The organism is Candidatus Halocynthiibacter alkanivorans (assembly GCF_003333265.1).
Classification (GTDB): Bacteria; Pseudomonadota; Alphaproteobacteria; order Rhodobacterales; family Rhodobacteraceae; genus Halocyntiibacter_A; species Halocyntiibacter_A alkanivorans.
On sequence record NZ_QOLB01000095.1, the window covers coordinates 44,461 to 66,517 of the forward strand.

Below are 22,057 nucleotides of genomic sequence, written 5' to 3' on the forward strand. Positions count from 1 at the left end.
GCGGTGTCACCGCTGTCTCGGACGCAGGTTCAGCTTAATTCCGTCTTTGGCCCGCACGGTCAAATGCGCCACTGGCACGGGTGTATTGGTGGCGGTAATTTCAAAGACACCGACCAATATCGCCAGCAATAATGGGCCTTCAACCATAGCAAATCCAGCGCCCGGGCAAACGCGGGGTCCGGCGGAAAACGGAATGAAAGCTTCGCGCAGACAGGTTTTTCCGTTTTCACTTTGATAACGATGTGGAACGAACTCATCCGGCCGGTGCCACAGCCGTTCGTGGCGGTGCAGATGCCAGGGGCTGAGCACGATCTGTGATCCTTTAGGCGCGCGGCGATTTCTCAATGTTTCCGGCTGGATAGTCTCGCGCACCATCATTGGCACCGGCGGGTAAAGCCGAAGGGTTTCGCGAAACACATCGCGGGTAAACCGTAGTTTGGACAGGTGGGAAAACCCGGGTTCTGCGTTAAACGCAGCTGATTCGGCCGCCACCTGTTGCTGGCTCTCCGGGTTAACGGCCAGCAAATAGAGCGCCCAGGCCAGCGCAGAGGCGCTTGTTTCATGGCCGGCAAGGAAAAAAATCGCAACCTGATCAACCATTTCCTCGGTGTCAAAGGTTCTTCCAGTCTCCGGATCTTTAGTGGTCATAATCTTGGTGGCAAGGTCATCAGGTGCGGTGCCAGCTTTGATTTCCTCCATCCGTTCTGTGGTCAGTTGCCGGATCAAATTACGAATAGAACGTGCGGTATCTTTAGTTTTGCGCTTGTGAAAGCGCGGAAACCAGTGTGGCAACGGGACAAACGCGGCGATATTCAGCAGTGGCTGGACGCGTTGATAGTCGCGAAACTGACGGAACACCTCCGACGCGACACCATCGGTGATCGGGATCGAAAACAGGGTGCGAAAAATGACATCCGCCGCGATATGGCTGGTTTCCGCCTCGATATCAACGGGTTCAGTGGCTCCTGTCAGCCGTTCCACCGCCGCCTGACCCGCCGCCAACATCGCCGGAAATGTGTCGCGCAGACGGCCGCCTTCAAAAGCAGGATCAATAATGCGGCGCTGTCGTTTCCACGTCTCGCCATTGGTTAAGAACACCGAGTTTCCCAGCAGTGGCTTCAGCCCTTCCCGCACCCGGTTGGATTTTGGGAAGTCCATCGGGCGTTCTTTCAACACCAACCGGATCAGTTCGGGCTGATTGGCCAGGTAGCTGCGAAAAAACGGGGTGCGGAATTCCGCCATCCAGGCCCGGTATAGCTTCGCGGGTTGCGCCGACAAAATATCCTGCCGAAACAATCGCATATATCGCAACAGCGAGGTTTTCTCCGGGCGGGAAGCGGGTTTGGGCGGGATCATAATACAGTGGTATAAGGCGAGGCAGCCACGTCAATGCGGCTTTTTGACGGCGCGCGATTTTCATAGCGGGTTTTCAGGGTGACCGGGCCGGCAGTGATGTGAAAATAGTCATAGTCGCCAGGGCGATCAAAAGCGCAAAGGTATTGAAAATGCAGCCGGAAAAAGCGCCAGCGCAGTTGTTTCCAACGCAGGGGCGACAGGGTCTGGGTGAAGGCCGCTGAAATCACCAGCGGCCATTTTTTACCAGGGGTCGCAACCCCGGACACCGCCACCGGGTCACACAGGGCAAAAGCACAACCGTCGCCGGGCGCGGTGACATCGACCCAGGTCAGATTTTTTAGCACTGACAGTGTGTTAAGATCCCGCCGCAGGCGTTTTGCTTCGGGCAGGAAAGACATCATTGGCACCACCTGACCGAGCGACAGAAAAGCGAGTTCCGGCCCCTGTGCCGGGATCAGCCCTTCGCGCTTCATATCGGCGAGGATGGACACGGCCAGATGAGCGCCGGAGGAATGCCCCACCACCAAAACCTCATCAACTTCGTCGTGTAACGCATTGGCTATAATGGATTTAAACTCCGCCATCCGGGTCTCGAGCGGCGCTGGATTGGCACCGTTCCAGCGAGCAGAAAACGAAAAATCATGCATCAGATAGTAAACGTAAAACTTGCCGTCATGGCGGCGGAACCAGTCCAGCACGCCCCAGCCAAGAGTTAACGCCGCCACCAGCCCGGCCAGACGCAGCGGAGTTTCAACCCATTGCGGTGCAAACACTGCACCATAAGTGATTGTATTATAAAGCAGACCCGCGAGCAGCAGCGCGAACATTAATTGCAGAATAAGCGCGCCAACCGGGTAGAGCGCCGCCAGTACCGGGCCTTTGCGCAGCCACATCAAACGGCGCAGCGCTCCGGTGGAAATATAGGTCCAGGCGGTGCGGCAAAGCTGGCCATAGGTCGCGGCAACTGAGCCCTTCATGCTGGCACGAACAATGTCCGACCAAACCAGCACTTCCACAATGGTGTCAACACCTTGCCCGTCGATCTTCGCGTTTACATGCCAGCTATACGGCCCTGCGGACTGCCGCGCTTTCAGCGCAATTTCATAGCCGGAAATCGCCGCCTGGTCGCGGCTTTCAGACCGGTAAAGCTCGCGGTAACGGCGTGGGTGAATCGGATCATAACCCGGGATATAAAACACCCGGCGTCGCGTGACCTGCTGCACCTGCCCCATATTTATTTCGCCCATTATCAATCTCTTGCCCTGAGACTAACGCAAGATCTGGTCCAGAGTAAGGCCGCGTTACGACAGGTCGCCAGACTGTGGGTCACAAGGTGGTGGACAGCGGGTGTTCCGGCGGATTATCAGTGGATTATGACAATTGATGATGAAATTGATGCCATCGGGCTTCTCTGCCCCCTGCCGGTTCTAAAAGCCCGCAAGCGGTTGAAGTCACTACATTCTGGCCAGGTTCTCTGCGTGCTGGCCGATGACCCGGCGGCGGTGATCGACATGCCGCACTATTGCTATGAGGCCGATCATACGCTGGTCTCCAGTGAGTTGGCAACGCCGGGCGCTTTGGTGCGGCGCTACATCATCCGCAAAGGCTGAACCTGTCCCTGGCCGGGCGTCACCGGATGAATCCGTTAACGGGTGCGAACTTATGTGAAAATTGCACAAATTGTGCTGCGGGTTGTGCAATAGCGGATACGAATCAGGAACATTCCCACTGTGTGCTCTGAGTGCTGCGTGCTACCGCGATGCCCTCCGTAAATATACGAGACATGAAAAAGGCGACCCGTCAGGGCCGCCTTTATTCATTTCAGCCGTCGGCGCGCTTTAGCGGCCCAGCGACCACCAGCCTTTGCGTTTGGGCTTGGCGTCCTCTTTGACAACCACGGGGGCCGCCTCCGGTTCCGCCTGTACCACCGCTTCGGCAGCGACAGGTTCTGCGGCCACCGGAGTGACAGCAGGCGCGGCCGCTGTTGTTTCAGCAACAGGCTCCGCAACCGTTTCTGTGACTTGTTCTGCCGGGGCCGGTGCGGCAACAGCTTCAGTGGCCGGCGCTTCGCTTACAGGCGCAGCGGTGGTCACGGCGACAGCTTCCGGCACCGCTTCCACAGCAACATTTGCCGCAGTTTCTACCACAGCTTCTGCCGCAGTTTCAGCAACTGACTCAGCAACTTTTTCGGCCACTTTGGGTTTGCGTTTGCGCGGCGCGCGTTTTTTCGGCGCAGGTTTCTCTGCTTCCGCTGCAGGCTGCCCGGCCTCAGCCGCTGCGGCCTCGCCCTCAACCGCATCCACTGCGGGTTTGGCTTTGGTCCGTGAGCGACTGCGGGTGACGCGCTTTTTCGGCTTGTCATCCTCAGGTGCTGCTTCGGCTTCTGCCACCGCTTCAACCGGAGCTTCGCCAGTCGTATCAGCCGGGGTCGCTGCAGTCGCGTCAGCGGCAACCTCAGCGGCTACTTCTGCTACAGCGGCTGCGGCACCACGTGGTTTGCGGCCACGACGACGGGCAGGTTTTTTAACCTCTTCCGCAACGGTTTCAGTTTCAGTGCTTGCAGGTGCGATCTCTGCCTCCTGCGCAGCCTCTGCGGGCTGTTCAGCAGCAGCCTCAGCGGCAGAAGAACTGTCCGCATCATTTGCCGCCTGCGCGTCAACATTCGCGGCCTCCGTGCCTTCGCCATTGCCGGATTTCCGGCGCCGACGCCGACGGCGGCGTTTTTTCGGACGCTCACCGTCGTCGGTTTCTTCCCCGGCTGCGACTGGGCTGTCCTGTCGGTCCTGTCGGTCCTGACGCTCTTGCCGGTCCGGACGCTCCTGCTGCTCATCACGCTCATGACGCTCCTGGCCCCGACCTGCGTCGCGGGCGGCTTCGACGGCGAAATCTGCGGCTTCAGCGACATCTGCGGCGCGGGCGTCTTCTTCGTCAATTGCATCCATCAGTTTGCTGTCAACCGAGACCACGGCAGTGGAAACTTCTTTCACCACACGGGTGGCGATTTTGAACTTCTCAATGGTGAAATTGGGCGAGATCATCGACGGGTCGGCTTCAATCCGGATCGACATGGCGTAGCGGGATTCGATGGAGGCTATGTTTTCGCGTTTGTTGTTGATCAGATAGTTGATGATCGCCAGCGGCGCGGTCAGCAGCACTTCACGTGAACGGCGACGGGTGCCCTCTTCTTCCAGCTGCCGCAGGATATTGAGCACAAGGCTGTCGTCCGAGCGGATCAGCCCGGTGCCGTGGCAGTGATGACACGGCTGGGTGGTCGCTTCGAGCATGCCGGGGCGCAGACGCTGGCGGCTCATCTCGAGCAGGCCAAAGCCGGAGATGCGGCCGATCTGAATACGGGCACGGTCGGTTTTGAGTTTGTCTTTCAGACGCTTTTCAACCGCGGTGTTGTTGCGGCGTTCTTCCATGTCGATGAAATCGATCACGATCAGACCGGCGAGGTCGCGCAGCCGGGCCTGGCGCGCCACTTCTTCCGCCGCTTCCAGGTTGGTTTTCAGCGCGGTTTCTTCAATCGAGCCTTCTTTGGTGGCGCGACCGGAGTTCACATCCACTGCCACCAGCGCTTCGGTCACATCGATGACGATATAGCCCCCGGAGCGCAGCTGAACGGTCGGGTTGAACATGCCGCCAAGATAGGCTTCGACCTGGTAGCGCGCAAACAAAGGCAGGCCTTCGTCGTAGCGTTTCACGTTTTTGGCATGGGACGGCATGATCATTTTCATGAAGTCCTTGGCGATGCGGTAGCCGTCTTCGCCTTCAACAAACACCTCGTCGATGTCGCTGTTATAAAGATCGCGGATCGAACGTTTGATCAGATCGCCTTCTTCATAGATCTTCGCCGGAGCGATAGACTTCAGCGTCAGGGTGCGGATCTGTTCCCACATCCGCTGCAGATATTCATAATCGCGTTTGATCTCCGAACGGGTGCGTGCAGCCCCGGCTGTACGGATGATCAGACCGGCGCCATCAGGCACATCGATCTCGGCGGCGATTTCTTTCAGTTTCTTGCGGTCGACGATGTTGGTGATTTTGCGGGAAATGCCACCACCACGCGCGGTGTTGGGCATCAGCACACAATAACGACCGGCCAGCGACAGGTAGGTGGTGAGGGCGGCGCCTTTGTTGCCACGCTCTTCTTTGACCACCTGCACGAGCAGGATCTGGCGGACTTTGATGACTTCCTGGATTTTGTAGCGGCGCGGACGGGGTTTGCGCGGCTGACGGATTTCTTCGCGGACGTCTTCTTCGGCGATGGACTCGATAGAGTCGTCTTTCTCAGACGCATCAGACGGTTTGTCGTCCTCGTCGTCGTCATCCCCATCGTCGCTGTCGTCTCCATCGGCGTCGTCACCAGCATCTGCGGCAACGTCATTGCTGTCGTCATCGGTGCTTTTGTCAGCACTGTCATCTGCTACGACGTCTGCGGTGGTTTCAGCGGCAGCCTCGGCGGCCACTTCAGGCGTGGCGGCTTCAGTTGCCGTTTCGGCGGCAACTTCAACTGCAGAGTCTTCTGCAACGGTGTCGGCGGCTACCGGAGTATCTGCACTCTCAGCGGCAACCTCTTCTGCTGCGGCTTCTGCGGGCGCTTCCGCACCTTCAGACACGGTTTCGATCGCTGCAGCATCTGCAGCCGCGTCGGTTTTTTCTTCCGCGCCGGCCTCTGGTGCCGCAGTTTCTGCCGCAACCTGATCGGCGGGCACCGCGTCCTGAGAGATCACCGGATCATCGTTGTTGGAATCCTGGGCAATCACATCGGGCGTGCTGCCACCGGATTTATCTTCGTCAGATTTGGTGTCTTCAGAGGCACTGTCATCAGATACGCTTGCTGCGGTGTCCTCTGCAGCGTCGCTTTCTGTGGTGCTTTCTTCGGACGTCACATCGTCAGAATTGACGGCCTCAGCCTCAACCGGGGCAGCGGCGCTGACTTCGGCCTCAGCTGTGGGCTCTTCTGCTTTGACGTCCGCTGCGACAGGTGCCGGCGCGTCTGCCGGTGTTTCCGCAGCAACATCAGCCGTGTCCTGTGCCGCAAAATCCGGCGACAGCGCATCCACTGCGCCATGCGTATCTTCGTCAGCGCCGTCGAGCTCAACCACATCCATACCACCGATGGATTTCTGGGCCGGAGCCGCAGTGGCCGCATCGGCAGACGTTGCCTCGGCGCTGGCGGCACTCACCTCAGATTTGGTATCCGTTTGCTCGTCACCACGTTGCTTGCCACGGCTGCGGGTGCGCCGGGTGCGGGTCCGCTTAGCGGGTTTTTCGTCTTCTTCATCCTGCGCTTTGGCAAAGGCACGTTCTTCGGCCATCAGCGCTTCGCGGTCAGCAACCGGGATCTGATAATAATCCGGGTGGATCTCTGAGAAGGCCAGGAAACCATGACGGTTGCCGCCATAGTCCACAAAGGCGGCCTGCAGCGAGGGTTCGACCCGTGTTACTTTTGCAAGATAGATACTGCCAGCAATCTGGCGTTTGTTTTCAGATTCAAAGTCGAACTCCTCGACCTTGTTTCCATCCACCACCACAACGCGGGTCTCTTCCGCGTGGGTGGCGTCGATAAGCATTTTCTTAGCCATGTTTGGTTCCGGCACCGCACGTCACGCCGCTGCCCCGGAGGGCGCGTCGCAGTTTGCAGGTGATCAATAGGGGCGATGTGGGAAGCGCGGCACAGGTTCAGGTGGGCCGGTCGGGCCCTCTCCTGCTGTCTCAATGCCTCAGCGCGTTTCATCGCGTGTTTCTCCGACATCCTGTTATCAGGACATCCATTCAAGGCCCGGCCTGTCGGCATTCGGGCACGTCTTATGCCTTGCGGCGTTGTCACTCGCCTTGCGGCGCTATCGGTCTGATCTGCGGGCGGCGGCGGGTTGGTTTGCGCCAGCACGGAACCCGGAGGATCAGCGAATCTAAGTTGGGACTGTGGGTGATTTTTCGCGCACCTGTCCTTATGGCTCAACATAAGGGTGAATGGGGCGCAAATACAATGGGCAATATCATAGAAGTGGCAGCTATCTTTGATACGCCATCAAGCCCCGGCGGCGTCCGCACCGGCCGCAGCGGCGCGATTTACCAGTGGTCCGGAGTTGGGGATAAGTGGCGCATAAGCCATGTATAACCCATGTATAGGCGCGGGAGAACAGTGGGATAAGCCGCCTGCCCCGCCCCGGCAACTCAACGCGACACAGGCAACCGTTTGCGAAACGCACCCCGCGCAACGCCCCGGCGCAAGAAGACCAGGACCACGCCTGCCCCCGCACAAGGGTAGCGCCTGAGCTTGGGGAGGCGTAACGCGCCTTCCCGGGGGAAGGTCAGGCACGGCCCGGCGGTGCCGTGCGAAACGAAGACCGCTTGGGAGTTTTGTCGGTGTTCCGGATTAAGCCCGTTTCCTGCTCACACCAGTACTTTGCCCATGGTGACGTTGCTGACCGCGTAGCCAGCGCGCTCATAAAGCGCCTGGGCGCCGGGGTTATGGGCAAACACGTTGAGTGCCAGGCGCGCCGCACCGCGGGCAAGCGCATCGGCCTCAAACGCGGCGAGTGTGGCGGCGCCATACCCCTTGCGGCGGTGATTGGGGTCGATTTCGATGTCATAGATGAAGGCGGTGCAGACACCCCATTGATCCTGCAGCGCATACCAGAGCGTACCGACCGCATCACCGGCGGTGTTCTCCACCCCAAAGATGAAATTGCCGGCGGTGGCGCAGCCCTGGGGCAAAGCGCTGACCATCGATTGCGCCGCCATAACCAGCGCATCTTCCGGGGCGATGCCCAGCGAGGCCACTTTATCGGCGGCGTATTCGCGGGTGACATGGGCACACCAGGGCGCGAACGCGCCCTGCTCAAGCGCCACCAGGCTCACCTGTGGCAAAGATATTGCCGCGCGGGAACCCGCACTCACGACAGGTAATCTGAGCGCGTCAGGTTATATTTCGCCATTTTTTCGTTCAGGGTGCGGCGCGGCAGGCAGAGCTCGTCCATCACGTTGACGATCGAGCCTTTGTGCCGGCGCATGGTGTTGTCGATCAGCATGCGCTCAAAGGCTTCGACATATTCCTTGAGTGGCTTGCCCTCGGTGGTCATAGTGGTCTCATTTTCGTCGCTTTCCGCCATCAGCAGAGAGGCGATGGAGCCGGAGCCACGCCGGTTCTGCAGCACGGCGCGTTCAGAGACGTTGATCAGCTGGCGGATGTTGCCGGGCCAGGGCGCCTGCAGCAGCTGGGCGGCTTCCTGAGCGGAAATGTCCGGCGTATCACAACCGTATTCCTCGGAAAACTGCTCCGACAGGGAGGTGAACAGCGACAGGATGTCTTCACCCCGGGCGCGCAGCGGCGGCAGGGTGATTTTCATCGCCGCCAGCCGGTAATAGAGATCCGCGCGCAGGGCGCTTTCGCAGGTTTTGCCCTGTTCCTGCAGGTTGCAGATGGCGATGATGCGGGTTTCGGGCGGCGTGCCCTGACCGTCGATCCAGGCCAGCAGCCGGCTTTGCAGCGCCAGCGGCAGCGCTTCGATATCTTCCAGCACCAGGGTGCCGCCGCGCGCCACTTCCAGCAGCGGCAGTTCAATGCCGCCGTCGTCCAGCGGTTCAAACAGCCGCGCCGCCAGCGCAGATTCTTCAAGGCCGGCGCAGGAGAAGGTGACGAATTTTTTACCGGCGCGCGAGCCAACCGCGTGAAGCGCATGGGCGGCCAGCGTTTTGCCGGTGCCGGTTTCGCCGTCGATCAGCACATGCCCGTCGGCCTGACCCAAATCGAGAATGTCTTCGCGCAGCCGCTCCATCACCGGGCTGGAGCCGATCAGCTTTTTCATCAGCCCGGTTCCGTCGGAGAGTTCCCGGCGCAGCGCCCGGTTGTCCAGCGTCAGGCGACGGGTGACGGTGGCTTTTTTTGCCAGCTCGGTCATCCGGTCGGGGTTAAAGGGTTTTTCAAGGAAATCAAAAGCGCCGACCCGCATCGCTTCGACCGCCATCGGCACATCGCCATGGCCAGTGATCATAATTACCGGCAGCGCGCTGTCCTGGCTCATCAGCTTTTTCAGAAATTGCATGCCGTCCATGCCAGGCATGCGGATGTCGGTGATGACGATGCCGGGGTATTCCGGCCCCAGGGTTTTGAGCGCATCTTCAGCGCTGGCAAAGGCTTCGGTGTCAAATCCCGACAGGGCCAGCCACTGGCTGATCGACTGGCGCATGTCTTTTTCATCGTCAACAATCGCAATTTTCATAGCATTCGCCATGGGGTATTCCTTTAATCGGGGCCTATTCGGCCGCCTCGGTGTTACTCTCTAAAATCGGCAGCGAGACTTCAAAAATTGCCCCTTTTGCCGGGGCAGAACGCGCGGTCAGACGGCCCCCGAGATCGGCAATGATACCAGAAGAGATCGCCAGACCCAATCCAACGCCGTCGCCCGGGGATTTGGTGGTGTAGAACGGTTCAAACAACGCGTCGAAATCCTCGATGCCATCGCCATTGTCGCGCACCTGAATCGAGGCGCTGTCACCAGACACAACGAGGATTTCCATGATCGGGTCGTCTTCACCCTTGGTGGCATCCAGCGCGTTGCGCATCAGGTTGATCAGCACCTGTTCCAGCCGCAGCTGATCGCCCAGGATCAGCACCGGTTCGCGCGGCAGGTTGCAGACCACCTCAACGTCGCGCAGTTTCAACTGCGGCTCCATCATCGCCAGCGCCGAGGACACCGATTTGCGCACGTCCATCGGTTGCAGCGCATCGGCGCCTTTGCGGGCATAGCTTTTCAGCTGACGGGTGATGGCCCCCATACGCTCGATCAGATCATCGATACGCTGAAACGAGGACAGGGCTTCATCCGGGCGGCGGCGCTGCAACAGCAGCTTGGCCCCGGCAAGATAAGTTTTCATCGCCGCCAGAGGCTGGTTGAGCTCATGGCTGACCGCAGCGGACATTTCGCCAAGCGCGGCCAGTTTGGAGCTTTGCGCCAGGGTCTGCTCCGCCACTTTCAGGTGTTTTTCCGCCCGTTCACGCGAGGTGATCTCGCGTTGAAGCGCCGCGTTCAGCTGCCGCAGACTGGCGGATTCGCGGGCAAATTTCCCGGCGCGGAATATGGCGCGCCGGGTGGTGAGATAAAAGGTCAGCGCCAGCAGGATGGCAAAGCCCATGATTTCCAGTGACAGCACCGCATTCACCCGTTCGCGCACCGAAGTATAGGTGGTGAAGGTGGTGATGCGCCAGCCACGGAAGGCGATGCGGTTTTCCATCCGCATCACCGCTTCGCCGGACAGGTAGGCATCGGGCGGGGTGGCGCTCCAGTCGCTGGTGGCCTGGATCGCGCGCTCAATCGCGCTGGGGGCCGAGCGGATCGCCAGCGCCTCTTTTTCAGATTTGCCACGCCAGCGCGGTTCTGTCGACAGAATGATCCGGCCCGATGAATCGGCCACAAAGACCGCGCCCGAGATGCCCGCCCAGCTGGTTTCAAACTTGTGCAGGTCCACTTCGACCACGATCACACCGGCCAGTTTACCGCTGTTTTCGATGCGGCGGGAATAGATAAATTCAAAGCCGCCGACAGCATTTTCTACCGTTTCAAACACCGTATCATTGGAACGCAGCGCGTTCACAAAATACCGGGCCTGGCGATAGCTGGTGCCGATCAGGTTGCGGTTGGTGGCCGCCACCACGCGCCCGTCTGAGTCCAGCAGGATCAGGCTGGCGGCACCAATTTCCTCGATATAAGATATCAACCGGCGCGAGGTCTGGGAAAAATCTTCAGAGGCCAGTGCGCCGATCAGCGACGGGTCGCGCGACAACAGCAACGGCACGATGGAATTTCGCTGCAGCTCCGACAGCAGGTTGCCGGAATACAGGGTCTGGCGCACGATGGCCTGGTTGCGGGTGTGATCGGTGAAGCGTTCGGACAACAGCCGGTTGGTGACCCAGATCACCGACACCGCGATTACCACCAGCAGCAGCACAGCGAGCCGGCCGCCAAGCGACAGGGTGCCGTTGCCGTTCAGATCCTCATCTGCGGGCGGGCCGGAGGTGCCGGCGGGTGATTTTGCGGTGTCATTCATGTGCTAAATCTAGGCGCCAGGGCGGCGAGGCTCAAGCCGATGCTGGCAAAACAAATTGTTAAAGGCGAAGGACCGCTGATCAAGATGTTGTCAGCACTGTAAAAAGCCGGTTTTGCCCGGTGGCAGATCCGGAAATTGAGACGTGTGGCAAAGCGAGCAATGGCCACGAGGCGCGCAGCGTGGGCCAGGTGTACCAAGCAAACCGGGCGGGATCCTGTAACCGCAGAGTTTGAAAACTGCGCAGCGGTCCAAAATGCCGTGGCACACGCGGTACCAGCGATGCACGGCGCCACCGGGCGCTGCTACAGTTGTGCCTTGCCAGTGCTGGACGGTATTTTTCCGCGATGTCTGAAATCCAGGTTAGCTGGCCATCACAAACACAGCCGACCCACGATCATTACCTGGCCCGACAGCGCCGGGCTGCGCCTGCCGCAGGGCCCCGCCCGTTTGCACCTGAATTGATCCCCCGGATCATTCCATGACGCGTCTCACGCCCCGCGCGAAGGTGTTTCCCACCCCCCGCCAGAGTCAGGTGCGTTCGCGCTTCCGGACCGCTGTTTGGGCTCTGAACCAAGCAACGCGATATGAGGACACGCGAATATTTTAGGGGAGAGGCCGCAAAAAAGGCGGGCACCGGACATTTGCCGGCCCCGCCTGATCTCTCAACCTGTGGTTCTGGTGCGGGCCGGCCTCAGGTCTCCCCTCAGGCCGAAACCACCGCATTCACCAAAGCGTCAAACAAAGGCGCACCGTCGGTGCTGCCATGGGCCGTGTCCACCACCCGCTCCGGATGTGGCATCATACCCAGAACCCGGCGGTTTTCCGACAATACACCGGCGATATCCGCGACGGAGCCATTGGGGTTATTGCCATAGGTGAAGGCGATGCGGTCTTCGCCTTTCAGCCGCGCCAGAAGCGCCTCATCCGCGTTGTAATTGCCGTCGTGATGCGCCACGGGGATGCGCAGGGTCTGACCCTTGCTGTAACCAGAGGTGAAATCAGACGCCTCGGTCTCAACCAGCAGCTCCTGGGTGTGGCAAGTGAATTTCAGACCTGCATTGCGCATCAGAGCGCCCGGCAGCAGACCGGTTTCGGTCAGCACCTGAAAGCCGTTGCAGATGCCCAGCACATAACCGCCGCGCCCGGCATGGGCGACCACCGCGCGGGTGATCGGCGAATTGGCGGCAATGGCGCCGCAGCGCAGGTAGTCGCCGAATGAAAAGCCACCAGGGATGGCGATCATATCGATGTCTGACGGCAGGTCCGATTCCTTGTGCCAGACCATCTCCACCTGAGCGCCGGCACGCTCCAGTGCAACAGCAAGGTCCCGGTCACAGTTGGATCCGGGAAATACAATGACGGCGGCTTTCATAGGGTCATCCCTCTTGGCTTGGTGCGGGCTGCGCGGGCGGGTGCCGGCGGCCGGTCAATCTCTGGTCGGTCTCACGCTGGCCTCTGGCGGGCCTGGCTCCGGGCGCGGCCCGGGTCCGGTGGTTTTGGTGCGGCTGGAGTTGCGGCTGCCGGACCCGGCAACTGCGGTGATATGCACCACATCTGTGTGTGGCGATGGCGGCAACAGCCCGGCGGGCGTCACCTGACGCGAACGGGGCGCACACCAGGCGCAAGCCGGGCGCGCCAGCAGCGGCAGTAGCCTGCACGGCGCATCGCGCCGTGCGCGGCCCAACGGGACTGGTCACATCTTCGATGGGACCGTGACGGGCGGGAGCGCTGCCGCTGCCGCCTGCCCCGTCATCGGCGCTGTACCTGCCCCCCGTGCCACGACATCTCGCGACACTGGCACAGGCAAGCCCTCTGACAGGCGCTCCGGCAGACCCCGTGAAGGGACCGCCGTCAGGCGCTCAGGCGGAGAGCTCGATGCGGTAGCTTTCGATCACTGTATTGGCGAGCAGCTTTTCGCACATCTCGGTGACGGTGCTGCGCGCGGCCGCCTCATCGCTCTCGCTCAGCGTCAGCTCAATCACCTTGCCCTGGCGGACACCGTCCACCCCGTCAAAGCCGAGCGATCCCAGCGCGTGACGCACTGCTTCGCCCTGAGGATCCAGGACACCGTTTTTCAACATTACAAATACACGGGCTTTCATCGCAGCAGTCCTCAGTTGACCAGGGTGGGTTTGGTATTGGTGGTGGTGACATTGCCAGGCAGCACACCGAGACGGCGCGCCACTTCGCTGTACGCATCCGACAGGCTGCCGAGATCTTGACGGAACACGTCTTTGTCCAGTTTGCGGCCGGTCTCGATGTCCCAGAGCCGGCAGCTGTCAGGGCTGATTTCATCGGCAACGATCAGGCGCATGAAATCGCCTTCCCAGACCCGGCCGAATTCAATCTTGAAATCGATCAGCTTGATGCCGACACCAAACATCACCCCGGCAAGGAAATCATTGACCCGCAGCGCCATCGCCACAATGTCATCCATATCCTGCTGGCTGGCCCAGCCAAAGGCCATGATATATTCTTCCGGCACCAGCGGATCGCCAAGCGAGTCATCCTTATAGGAAAACTCAATCACCGGGCGCGGCAGCTGGCTGCCTTCTTCCATGCCCAGCCGTTTGGCCATTGAACCGGCAGCAAAGTTGCGCACGATCACTTCCAGCGGCACAATCTCGCAGCTGCGGATCAGCTGTTCGCGCATATTCAGCCGTTTGAGAAAGTGATTGGGCACGCCGATATTGTTCAGCCCGGTCATGAAAAACTCCGACAACCGGTTGTTCAGCACACCTTTGCCGTCGATCACGTCTTTTTTCTCGGCGTTGAACGCGGTGGCATCATCCTTGAAATACTGCACCAGGGTGCCGGGCTCAGGGCCTTCATAAAGGATCTTGGCTTTGCCTTCGTAGATTTTTTTACGCCGTGCCATGGGAACTCCGCATGTTCTGGCCGCAACGGGAAACACGGCCTTCAGGACGCCCGTATAGGCGAAGAGTTGCAGCGCCGCAAGAAGGCCAAATCACTTGCTCCGGCCTCCGTTGAGGTCTTTACTGGACCAGGCGTGCAACAGAGGGAGTAATCTGCGTTATGACCACTTTTGACGAACGAGAACGCGCCTATGAGAAAAAATTCGCGCATGATGAAGAGTTAAAGTTCAAAGCCGAAGCCCGGGCCAATAAAATGTTGGGTCTCTGGGCGGCTGATATCGAGGGCAAATCCGGCCCTGAGGCCGAAGAATACGCCCGGGAAGTGATGGCATCAGACCTGGAAGAACCCGGCGCGGAAGATGTGATCCGCAAAGTCTGCGCCGATCTGGGCAGCTCCGGATTCGGCGATCAGGTGCGCGAAAAGCGGCAGCAGTTCCTTGAACTGGCGATGAAAGAGCTGAGCCGCCAGGACTGAGCGCTGCGTCCTGGCCGGCGCGACAGCGCCCGGAGGAATGCGCCTGCGTGACCACGGCCGGATGAATGCGGCTGCGGGACCGGATACGAGCATCCGTCCGCAAGACAGATCCGCCATATGCCCCACCTGTGGCAGCCCTGCCCGGGCTACGCCATCTTTCCCATGTCTGCGCGCTCTTCCCCTGTCTGCCCTGTCTGCCCTGCCTGCGACCTCGCTTCCCCGCCATTGGCTGCCCCGCTCTTGCCTACCCCGGCCTGCCCCGGGCCGCGTATTCAGAGGCAGGATCTTTCACGCCGGGGTCCTGAGGCACGCACTGCATCACTGCGGGCGCGCCGGCTTTGCGTCGCTGCGCCGGGCGGTCGGGCAGACAGGCGGTCGCGCAGGCAGGCGGTCAGGCGGTCAGATGAGCTGCAAAATCATTACAATTGGAACTGTTAACAGGGCGTAGATTACATCCGTTGTAACCTTGCCCCATCAGTTCAAATCGCGTGGGGCGTGGGATATGAAACACTCTATAGCCAATACTTCTGTGGCCAGTTCCTCTGTTGCCAGCCCGGCAGTGCGCCCGGATCTGTGGCGCCTGGGCCTGCGCCAGTTGTTGCCGCTTGCCGTGGTGGCGCTGTTTGCCTGGATGTTGCGCCACAAACTGGCCGAGCTGGATATACCCGCGATTGGCAACGCCCTGAGCAGTGTCAGCCCGGCGCAATGGGCACTGGCCGCGCTGGCCTCCGCCGGTAGTTTCTGGGCAGTGGGGCGCTATGACAGTGTATTGCACCGCCAACTGGGCACCGGCATCGACACCGGCGCCGCACGACGCTCTGGTGCCGCCGCCATCGCACTTGCGCAAACGCTGGGATTTGGCCCGGTCACCGGCGCGCTGGTGCGCTGGCGCATGTTGCCAGAGCTGAGCCTGTGGCAGGCGTCACGCGTTTCGGTGGCGGTCTCGCTTTCTTTCCTTGCCGGCTGGTCTGTCGTTGTGGCGATCGCCGTGCTTATATTCCAGCCACCGCTGCCCCTTGCGCGCCCGCTGGCCGCCGCAGCCCTTGGCGTGGCGGTATTCCTTGGCGTTGTCTCTCTGTGGCCGCCAGGCTGGCTGGCACGATTTTCCCCGCCCTCGCTGCGGGCAATCCTTGCAGTGGTCATGCTGGCGGCGATGGACACCGTCCTGGCGGGGACGGCACTTTATATCCTGCTGCCAGCCGGGGTGGAGATTGCCCCTGGCGTGCTGCTCACCGCCTACCTGATTGCACTGGGCGCCGGGCTGCTCGGCGCCACGCCAGGTGGGGTCGGCCCATTTGAAATGTGCATGCTGACGCAACTGCCCACGGTGGACCCGGCCTCTTTGCTGGCGGCGATTGTGGCGTTCCGGGCGGTCTATTACCTGCTGCCCGCCGCACTGGCCGCCGCTTTGCTGATCCGGGGGCCACGCGGCCCGGCCCGGTTCCCCGCGCCAAAGCTGACACGCTTTAACAGCCCCTATCTGCCGCCGAAAATTGAGGCGCTGCTGTATCGCGCACCCCGCGCCGAGGCCAACCTGCTGCGACAGGGAAATTTTGCGCTGCTGGAAAGTGCTGCCGGCCGTCCGACGGCGCTGGCGGCGCCGCTGGGCCAGTCGCTGGTGATGCTGTCTGACCCGCTGCAGGAGAAATGTGACCCCGGCGAGAGCCGCGCAATTCTGGAGCGCGCCGCCAAAGCACGCTTCCGCCAGCCGGCGCTGTATAAATGTGGCACCCGCATGGCCGCCTCGGCGCGCCGGGCTGGCTGGTCTGTACTGCCGGTGGCACGGGAGGCCTGGATCTGCCCACGGGATTTTAGCACTGAGGGGGCAAAACGCAGCCAGTTGCGCCGCCTGCTGCGCAAAGCGACCGACGCCGGGGTGCATATTACTGAGGGCGGCCGCCGCCTGCCCTTGCAGCAGATGGAGCAGTTGTCCCGGCGCTGGGTTGAGGCCCACGGCGCGGAGCGCGGCTTTTCCATGGGGGTGTTTTGTCCGCAATACGTCAGCTGCCAGCGGGTCTTTCTGGCCTGGAGTGCAGAGAATGAATTGCTGGGTTTTGTCACCTTCCATGAGAGCCGGGATGAGTTGACACTTGATCTGATGCGTCAGGGCGATACCACGCCGGCGGGCACTATGCAGGCGCTGGTGGTGCATGCGCTGCAGACCGCCGCCAGGCTGGGCGTGCCCAGGCTGTCGCTTGCGGCGGCACCCTGTGAACAGAATGATGCCGGCACGCCCTGGCTGCTCAGCGCCATGCGCAGCCGCTTCACGCGCGCCTCTGGCACTGGCGGGCTGACCCGGTTTAAATCCGCTTTTGCGCCAAACTGGGATGTCCTTTATATCGCGGCGCCGACGCACACCGGGCTGGTGCTGGCCGGGTTGGATATTCTGCGCCAGATCACCGCGCCGCCATGCCGGTGCAAGGCCACCCGCAAGGGCGGAAGTCCTGGACAGGACCACGGATCTGCTGTCCATTCATAATGGTTATGACGATTTTGAATTTGCCTCGCCCCCCTTGCCATGCCATGTGGGGGGTAACAGGGGGCATGCCCCGCATTGAACGGACCTGACCGATGACAAATCCTCTTTCCCGCCTGCTTGAAACCCGCGACTGGCTGATGGCCGATGGCGCCACGGGCACCACACTTTTCAACATGGGACTGCAGTCCGGCGATGCGCCTGAGCTGTGGAATGTGGATGAGGTGGCCAAGATCACCGCGCTGTATCAGGGCGCAGTGGACGCGGGCAGCGATATTTTCCTGACCAATTCCTTTGGCGGCAACGCCTCGCGGCTGAAACTGCACAATGCGCAGGGCCGGGTACATGAGCTGAACAAAGCCGCCGCCGAGATTGGCCGCAATGTGGCTGACAAGTCCGGACGCACGGTAATTGTCGCCGGCTCTGTCGGGCCGACCGGCGATATTATGGAACCAATGGGCACGCTGACTTATGCCTCTGCGGTGGAAATGTTCCACGAGCAGGCGGACGGTCTGAAAGCCGGTGGCGCCGATGTGTTCTGGGTGGAGACCATTTCTGCGGCGGAAGAGTTCAAAGCCGCTGCCGAAGCCGCGAAACTGGCGGATATGCCGTTCTGTGGCACCATGAGCTTTGACACCGCCGGGCGCACTATGATGGGCATCACCTCGGCGACGATGGCCAAGCTGGTCACCGAGTTGCATCTGACACCGCTGGCCTTTGGTGCCAACTGTGGGGTTGGCGCCGCTGATCTGCTGCGCACCATTCTGGGTTTTGCGGCTGAGGGCAGCGAATTGCCGATCATCTCCAAAGGCAATGCCGGCATCCCGAAATACCACGATGGGCACATCCATTACGACGGCACACCTGAGCTGATGGCGAAATATGCGGTGCTGGCGCGCGACTGTGGCGCCACCATCATCGGCGGCTGCTGTGGCACCACCACCGATCACCTGCGGGCGATGAAAGAAGCGCTTGAAAACACGCCGCGCGGGCCGCGCCCGTCGCTGGAACTGATTGCCGATACGCTCGGTGGTTTTTCCTCCGTCTCAGACGGCACCGGCGATGATGCCAACGCGCCGCAGCCACGGCGCAACCGCCGCCGCGGCTGAGAATAGACAGGCTGGCCCGTCGCGGCCAGCCATTCAGCAGGCTGCGGCCAGAGCGCTGTAGTCAGGGCGCTGTTAGCCGGGGCGCCGTGGTCAGCAGGCTGCGGGCCGCCGTTCAGAACAGAGACAACTGGTCGCCCACTTCGGGCGGGCAGGCAAACAGATCACTGCGCAGGGTCTCGCGGCCCTGGGTCAGCCCATACCGTTTGCACGCCAGGGAAAACCGGGCCGCGATCAGTTGGGCAAAAGGGCCGGTGCCACTCATACGTTGGGCAAAATCCGCATCATAGGCTTTGCCACCGCGCATATCCGACAGCCGCCCCATCACCCGGGACGCCGCGTCCGGATGGTGGCTTTGCAGCCAGGACTGAAACAAAGGAGCGACTTCATGGGGCAGACGCAGCAGGATAAACACGGCATGGGATGCCCCTGCGCCCGCCGCCTGTTCCAGCAGCGTTTCGATTTCATGATCGGTGAGCGCCGGAATCACCGGGGCGATCATCGCGCGGGTCGGAATGCCGGCAGCGGCCAGGTTGCGGATCATTTCAAGCCGGCGCCGGGGTGCCGGGGCGCGGGGCTCAAGGTTTCGCGACAGCCGGGCATCCATCGTGGTCAACGACACGCCGACCGCCACCAGCCCCCGTTCTGCCATCGGCGCAAGAATATCGATATCGCGCTCCACCAGGCTGCCTTTGGTGGTGATCTGCACCGGGTGGTTGAAATCCGACAACACCTGCAAAATGGCGCGCATGATGCGTTGTTCCCGCTCCACCGGCTGATAGGGGTCGGTATAGGTGCCAATGGCGATCGGCGCCACGTTGTAACGCTTCGCCCGCAGCTCGCGCGCCAGCACCTGCGGCGCCTCCGGCCGGGCGATCAGCCGTGTTTCGAAATCCAGCCCGGCAGACATGCCAAGATAACAATGGCCGGGCCGGGCAAAGCAATAGACACAGCCATGTTCGCAGCCACGGTAGGGGTTGATCGAGCGGTCAAAAGGAATATCGGGCGATTTGTTATAAGAGATCACGCTGCGCGGGGTTTCAAAGCTGAGTTCGGTGCGCAGAATACGGTCGTCTTCCTCAATGTCCCAGCCGTCATCAAGCGGCACCCGCGTCTGGTTTTCAAAGCGCCCGGTGCTGTTGCCGGCCACTCCGCGGCCAACAGCGCGCAGCCCCGGACTCAGCCCGGCCACCGGCGCAGATCCGGCCCGGCTCCGGCCACCGCCCGCCTGGACCGGCCTGTGTCCGCCGGAACTCTGCCTGGAATGTTTAAATACGCTCATGTTCGCAATGTAGAACGAAACCGGAACATTTGCAATTCCCCGCGCGCGCCGGACTTGCGTCGTTTGTGAGATATTCCATGTCGCAATTGGCGAAGACCGCCAGCGCAATCCGCCGCATCACTTAGTATAATACCAACGTGCCATAGTGCCATCATTGGAGAGCCCAATGTCTGACGAAGAAGATATCATCCTGAGCGAACTGCCCGACGACGAGCTTGTCCAGCAGATGCATGACGACCTTTATGATGGCATGAAGGAAGAAGTCGAAGAAGGTGTCACCATCCTTCTCGACCGCAAGTGGGAGCCCTACAAGGTTCTGACCGAAGCGCTGGTGGCCGGCATGAAAGTGGTTGGCGAAGACTTCCGCGACGGCATTCTGTTTGTGCCGGAAGTGCTTCTGGCCGCGGGTGCAATGAAGGGTGGCATGGCCATTCTGAAACCGCTGCTGGCGGAATCCGGCGCGCCTCAGCAAGGCAAGATGGTGATCGGCACCGTCAAGGGCGACATCCATGACATTGGTAAAAACCTGGTGTCTATGATGATGGAAGGCGCCGGTTTTGAAGTGGTTGATCTTGGCATCAACAACTCGGTTGAGGCCTATCTGGAAGCGTTGGAACGCGAGAAACCCCAGATTCTTGGCATGTCGGCACTGCTGACCACCACGATGCCCTATATGAAAGTGGTGATCGACACCATGATCGAGAAAGGCATTCGCGACGATTACACCGTGCTGGTGGGGGGTGCGCCGCTGAACGAAGAGTTTGGCAAGGCAATTGGTGCGGACGGTTATTGCCGTGATGCGGCGGTTGCGGTGGATATGGCCAAAGAATTTATGGACCGCAAACACAATCAGATGGCCGGTTAAGCCCGCTGTCTTGTAATCGGATCCGGGGGGCTGCGGCCCCCTGTATTACCCCGGCGGACGCCGCTTGTTCAGGCACATCTCCACTTGCACACGTCTTCCGCCCCGCCATCGGCCCCGGCCCCCAGGCGTGTTTCTGCCTCTGAGACGATACGGCCTTGTTTGCGCCGCGACACGGTCCACATATACGGCAAGGAGGATTTGTGATGCCTGCAGGTCGTATGTTACTGATCATCGGAACCGTCGTACTGGCCGCCGCCCTGACGGTGGGCCTGGCCAGCATGGTCAGTCCGAAAGCCTTCACTGCCATTGCCCTGCCGGCATTGATCGCAGCGGCGCTGGCATTTCGCTGGATCGTCTCGCGGTTCAGTTAACTCTGCCCGGGAAAGTCAGCGCGATGATACCAGATGATTCCACCCTGACCCAGGACGGCATCCGCGCCAGCGGCAAAGGTTCGGTGTTGCTGATCGCCTGTGGCGCGCTGGCACGCGAAATCCTCGCGCTGAAAAAGCTGAACGGCTGGCATCATATGGATCTGACCTGCCTGCCGGCGATTTTGCATATTTATCCGGAAAAGATCACTGATGCGGTGCGCGAGGCGGTGGCAAAACACCGTGATGCCTATGACCAGATCTATGTGGTCTATGCCGATTGCGGCACCGGCGGGCTGCTGCAGGCGGCCTGCGCCGAGATGGGGGTTGAACTGGTGCCGGGTCCGCATTGTTATTCCTTTTTTGACGGCAATGACGTGTTTCTCAAACGCGCGGAGCACGAGATCACCTCGTTTTACCTGACCGATTTTCTCGCCCGCCAGTTTGACGCTTTTGTCTGGAAACCCATGGGGCTGGACCGCCATCCGCAGCTGCTTGAGATGTATTTCGGCAATTATGAAAAGCTGGTTTATCTGGCACAGACCGAAGATGCGGCGCTGACCGCGCGCGCTGAGGCCTGTGCGGAAAAACTGGGCCTGGTCTTTGAGCGCCGGATGACCGGTTATGGTGATATGGAACGCACCCTGAAGGACTGGGCGGCACGCTGAACACCGCCGGACCGGGGCGCCACGCCCCTGCCATGCGATCGGTGGCGCCAGCCCGTTGCGCAGCGCAGCAGGCGTCCTCGCCTGCCCCCACCGCTATGGCGCAGGTCGCTGCCCGACTGCCGGGTCGCCTGCCCCGCCCCTGCGCTGGGCCGCCGGGGCGCAAGCCCCGGCGCGGCCCAACGGGAGCGGCGCATCTGTGATGCGGTTGCGACGGGCGGGAGCGCCACCTGTGCCGGGATAAGGGGCGGGGCGATTTTGCGGCTTGGCACCAGATCCTGCACCATGCCGGGCGCGACGCCAGACTGCTGGCGCCACACTGACGACTGCGGGGCGGCGCAGGGCGCAACGCCACATGCAATACGGCCGCGATTTCCGATTACCGGAGAAAATGGTGAGGCACTTGTAATACCAACCCGCCCAATCATTGACCGGTGGTTGCCCAGTTTCGCGTTGCGATTGATTTGATGCGCCCGGTTTCAGCGGCCAGGCGGTTCCAGGCATCGCAACAGGCATCAACGATCGCCTCCCAGGT

The 22,057-nt window shown here is 60.9% G+C and carries 17 protein-coding genes; 7 read left to right on the forward strand and 10 right to left on the reverse strand.

Annotation, left to right across the window (positions count from 1 at the left end; all coding sequences use genetic code 11):
* Positions 1-6 precede the first annotated feature (6 nt).
* Both DWA01_RS11920 and DWA01_RS11925 read right to left on the reverse strand, forming a co-directional pair.
* On the reverse strand, positions 7-1,356 hold the full coding sequence (locus tag DWA01_RS11920) for a cytochrome P450 (RefSeq protein ID WP_114286065.1): 1,350 nt from the start codon (positions 1,354-1,356) through the stop codon (positions 7-9).
* The gene (locus DWA01_RS11925; protein ID WP_235008531.1) at positions 1,353-2,603 is read right to left on the reverse strand and encodes a hypothetical protein; all 1,251 of its coding nucleotides are present in this window, start codon (positions 2,601-2,603) and stop codon (positions 1,353-1,355) included. The genes DWA01_RS11920 and DWA01_RS11925 overlap by 4 nt, the downstream gene beginning before the upstream one ends.
* Before the next feature lie 126 nt (positions 2,604-2,729).
* On the opposite strand from DWA01_RS11925, the gene DWA01_RS11930 reads away from it, so the two are divergent.
* Positions 2,730-2,966 carry a sulfurtransferase TusA family protein gene (locus DWA01_RS11930; RefSeq protein ID WP_114286066.1) on the forward strand — a complete coding sequence of 79 codons (237 nt, stop codon included), beginning with the start codon at positions 2,730-2,732 and terminating at the stop codon, positions 2,964-2,966.
* A gap of 228 nt (positions 2,967-3,194) precedes the next feature.
* Here the strand turns inward: DWA01_RS11930 and DWA01_RS23600 are convergent, their stop codons facing one another.
* The 7 genes from DWA01_RS23600 to purC form a co-directional block, all read right to left on the reverse strand.
* Positions 3,195-6,944, reverse strand: coding sequence for an Rne/Rng family ribonuclease (locus tag DWA01_RS23600; protein ID WP_235008532.1), 3,750 nt, complete (start codon positions 6,942-6,944; stop codon positions 3,195-3,197).
* Positions 6,945-7,755: 811 nt separating this feature from the next.
* The gene (locus tag DWA01_RS11945) at positions 7,756-8,223 is read right to left on the reverse strand and encodes a GNAT family N-acetyltransferase (protein WP_235008534.1); all 468 of its coding nucleotides are present in this window, start codon (positions 8,221-8,223) and stop codon (positions 7,756-7,758) included.
* Between the two features lie 35 nt (positions 8,224-8,258).
* A complete protein-coding gene (locus tag DWA01_RS11950) occupies positions 8,259-9,596 on the reverse strand; it encodes a sigma-54-dependent transcriptional regulator (RefSeq protein ID WP_114286067.1) in 1,338 nt (445 codons plus the stop codon).
* Positions 9,597-9,618: 22 nt separating this feature from the next.
* Complete coding sequence (locus tag DWA01_RS11955; protein WP_114286068.1) at positions 9,619-11,409, reverse strand: sensor histidine kinase; 1,791 nt, start codon at positions 11,407-11,409, stop codon at positions 9,619-9,621.
* 703 nt (positions 11,410-12,112) lie between these two features.
* The gene (gene purQ / locus DWA01_RS11960) at positions 12,113-12,781 is read right to left on the reverse strand and encodes a phosphoribosylformylglycinamidine synthase subunit PurQ (protein ID WP_114286069.1); all 669 of its coding nucleotides are present in this window, start codon (positions 12,779-12,781) and stop codon (positions 12,113-12,115) included.
* Between the two features lie 487 nt (positions 12,782-13,268).
* A complete protein-coding gene (gene purS, locus DWA01_RS11970; RefSeq protein WP_114286071.1) occupies positions 13,269-13,511 on the reverse strand; it encodes a phosphoribosylformylglycinamidine synthase subunit PurS in 243 nt (80 codons plus the stop codon).
* 11 nt (positions 13,512-13,522) lie between these two features.
* Positions 13,523-14,287 (reverse strand): phosphoribosylaminoimidazolesuccinocarboxamide synthase, encoded by a 765-nt coding sequence (gene purC / locus DWA01_RS11975; RefSeq protein WP_114286072.1) that lies wholly within the window; start codon positions 14,285-14,287, stop codon positions 13,523-13,525.
* A 158-nt stretch (positions 14,288-14,445) separates the two neighbouring features.
* Between purC and DWA01_RS11980 the strand changes: the two genes are divergently transcribed.
* From DWA01_RS11980 to bmt, 3 genes are all read left to right on the forward strand, one after another.
* Complete coding sequence (locus tag DWA01_RS11980) at positions 14,446-14,760, forward strand: DUF1476 domain-containing protein (protein WP_114286073.1); 315 nt, start codon at positions 14,446-14,448, stop codon at positions 14,758-14,760.
* A 502-nt stretch (positions 14,761-15,262) separates the two neighbouring features.
* Positions 15,263-17,239 (forward strand): phosphatidylglycerol lysyltransferase domain-containing protein, encoded by a 1,977-nt coding sequence (locus DWA01_RS11985; RefSeq protein WP_114286074.1) that lies wholly within the window; start codon positions 15,263-15,265, stop codon positions 17,237-17,239.
* Between the two features lie 92 nt (positions 17,240-17,331).
* The gene (gene bmt / locus DWA01_RS11990; RefSeq protein ID WP_114286075.1) at positions 17,332-18,345 is read left to right on the forward strand and encodes a betaine--homocysteine S-methyltransferase; all 1,014 of its coding nucleotides are present in this window, start codon (positions 17,332-17,334) and stop codon (positions 18,343-18,345) included.
* A 112-nt stretch (positions 18,346-18,457) separates the two neighbouring features.
* Here the strand turns inward: bmt and DWA01_RS11995 are convergent, their stop codons facing one another.
* Positions 18,458-19,534 (reverse strand): PA0069 family radical SAM protein, encoded by a 1,077-nt coding sequence (locus DWA01_RS11995; RefSeq protein WP_235008533.1) that lies wholly within the window; start codon positions 19,532-19,534, stop codon positions 18,458-18,460.
* A gap of 256 nt (positions 19,535-19,790) precedes the next feature.
* On the opposite strand from DWA01_RS11995, the gene DWA01_RS12000 reads away from it, so the two are divergent.
* The 3 genes from DWA01_RS12000 (at position 19,791) to DWA01_RS12005 (ending at position 21,525) form a co-directional block, all read left to right on the forward strand.
* Positions 19,791-20,489 (forward strand): corrinoid protein, encoded by a 699-nt coding sequence (locus tag DWA01_RS12000; protein ID WP_114286077.1) that lies wholly within the window; start codon positions 19,791-19,793, stop codon positions 20,487-20,489.
* 203 nt (positions 20,490-20,692) lie between these two features.
* The gene (locus DWA01_RS23135; protein WP_160116033.1) at positions 20,693-20,860 is read left to right on the forward strand and encodes a hypothetical protein; all 168 of its coding nucleotides are present in this window, start codon (positions 20,693-20,695) and stop codon (positions 20,858-20,860) included.
* A 23-nt stretch (positions 20,861-20,883) separates the two neighbouring features.
* A complete protein-coding gene (locus DWA01_RS12005; protein ID WP_114286078.1) occupies positions 20,884-21,525 on the forward strand; it encodes a DUF1638 domain-containing protein in 642 nt (213 codons plus the stop codon).
* Positions 21,526-22,057 lie beyond the last annotated feature (532 nt).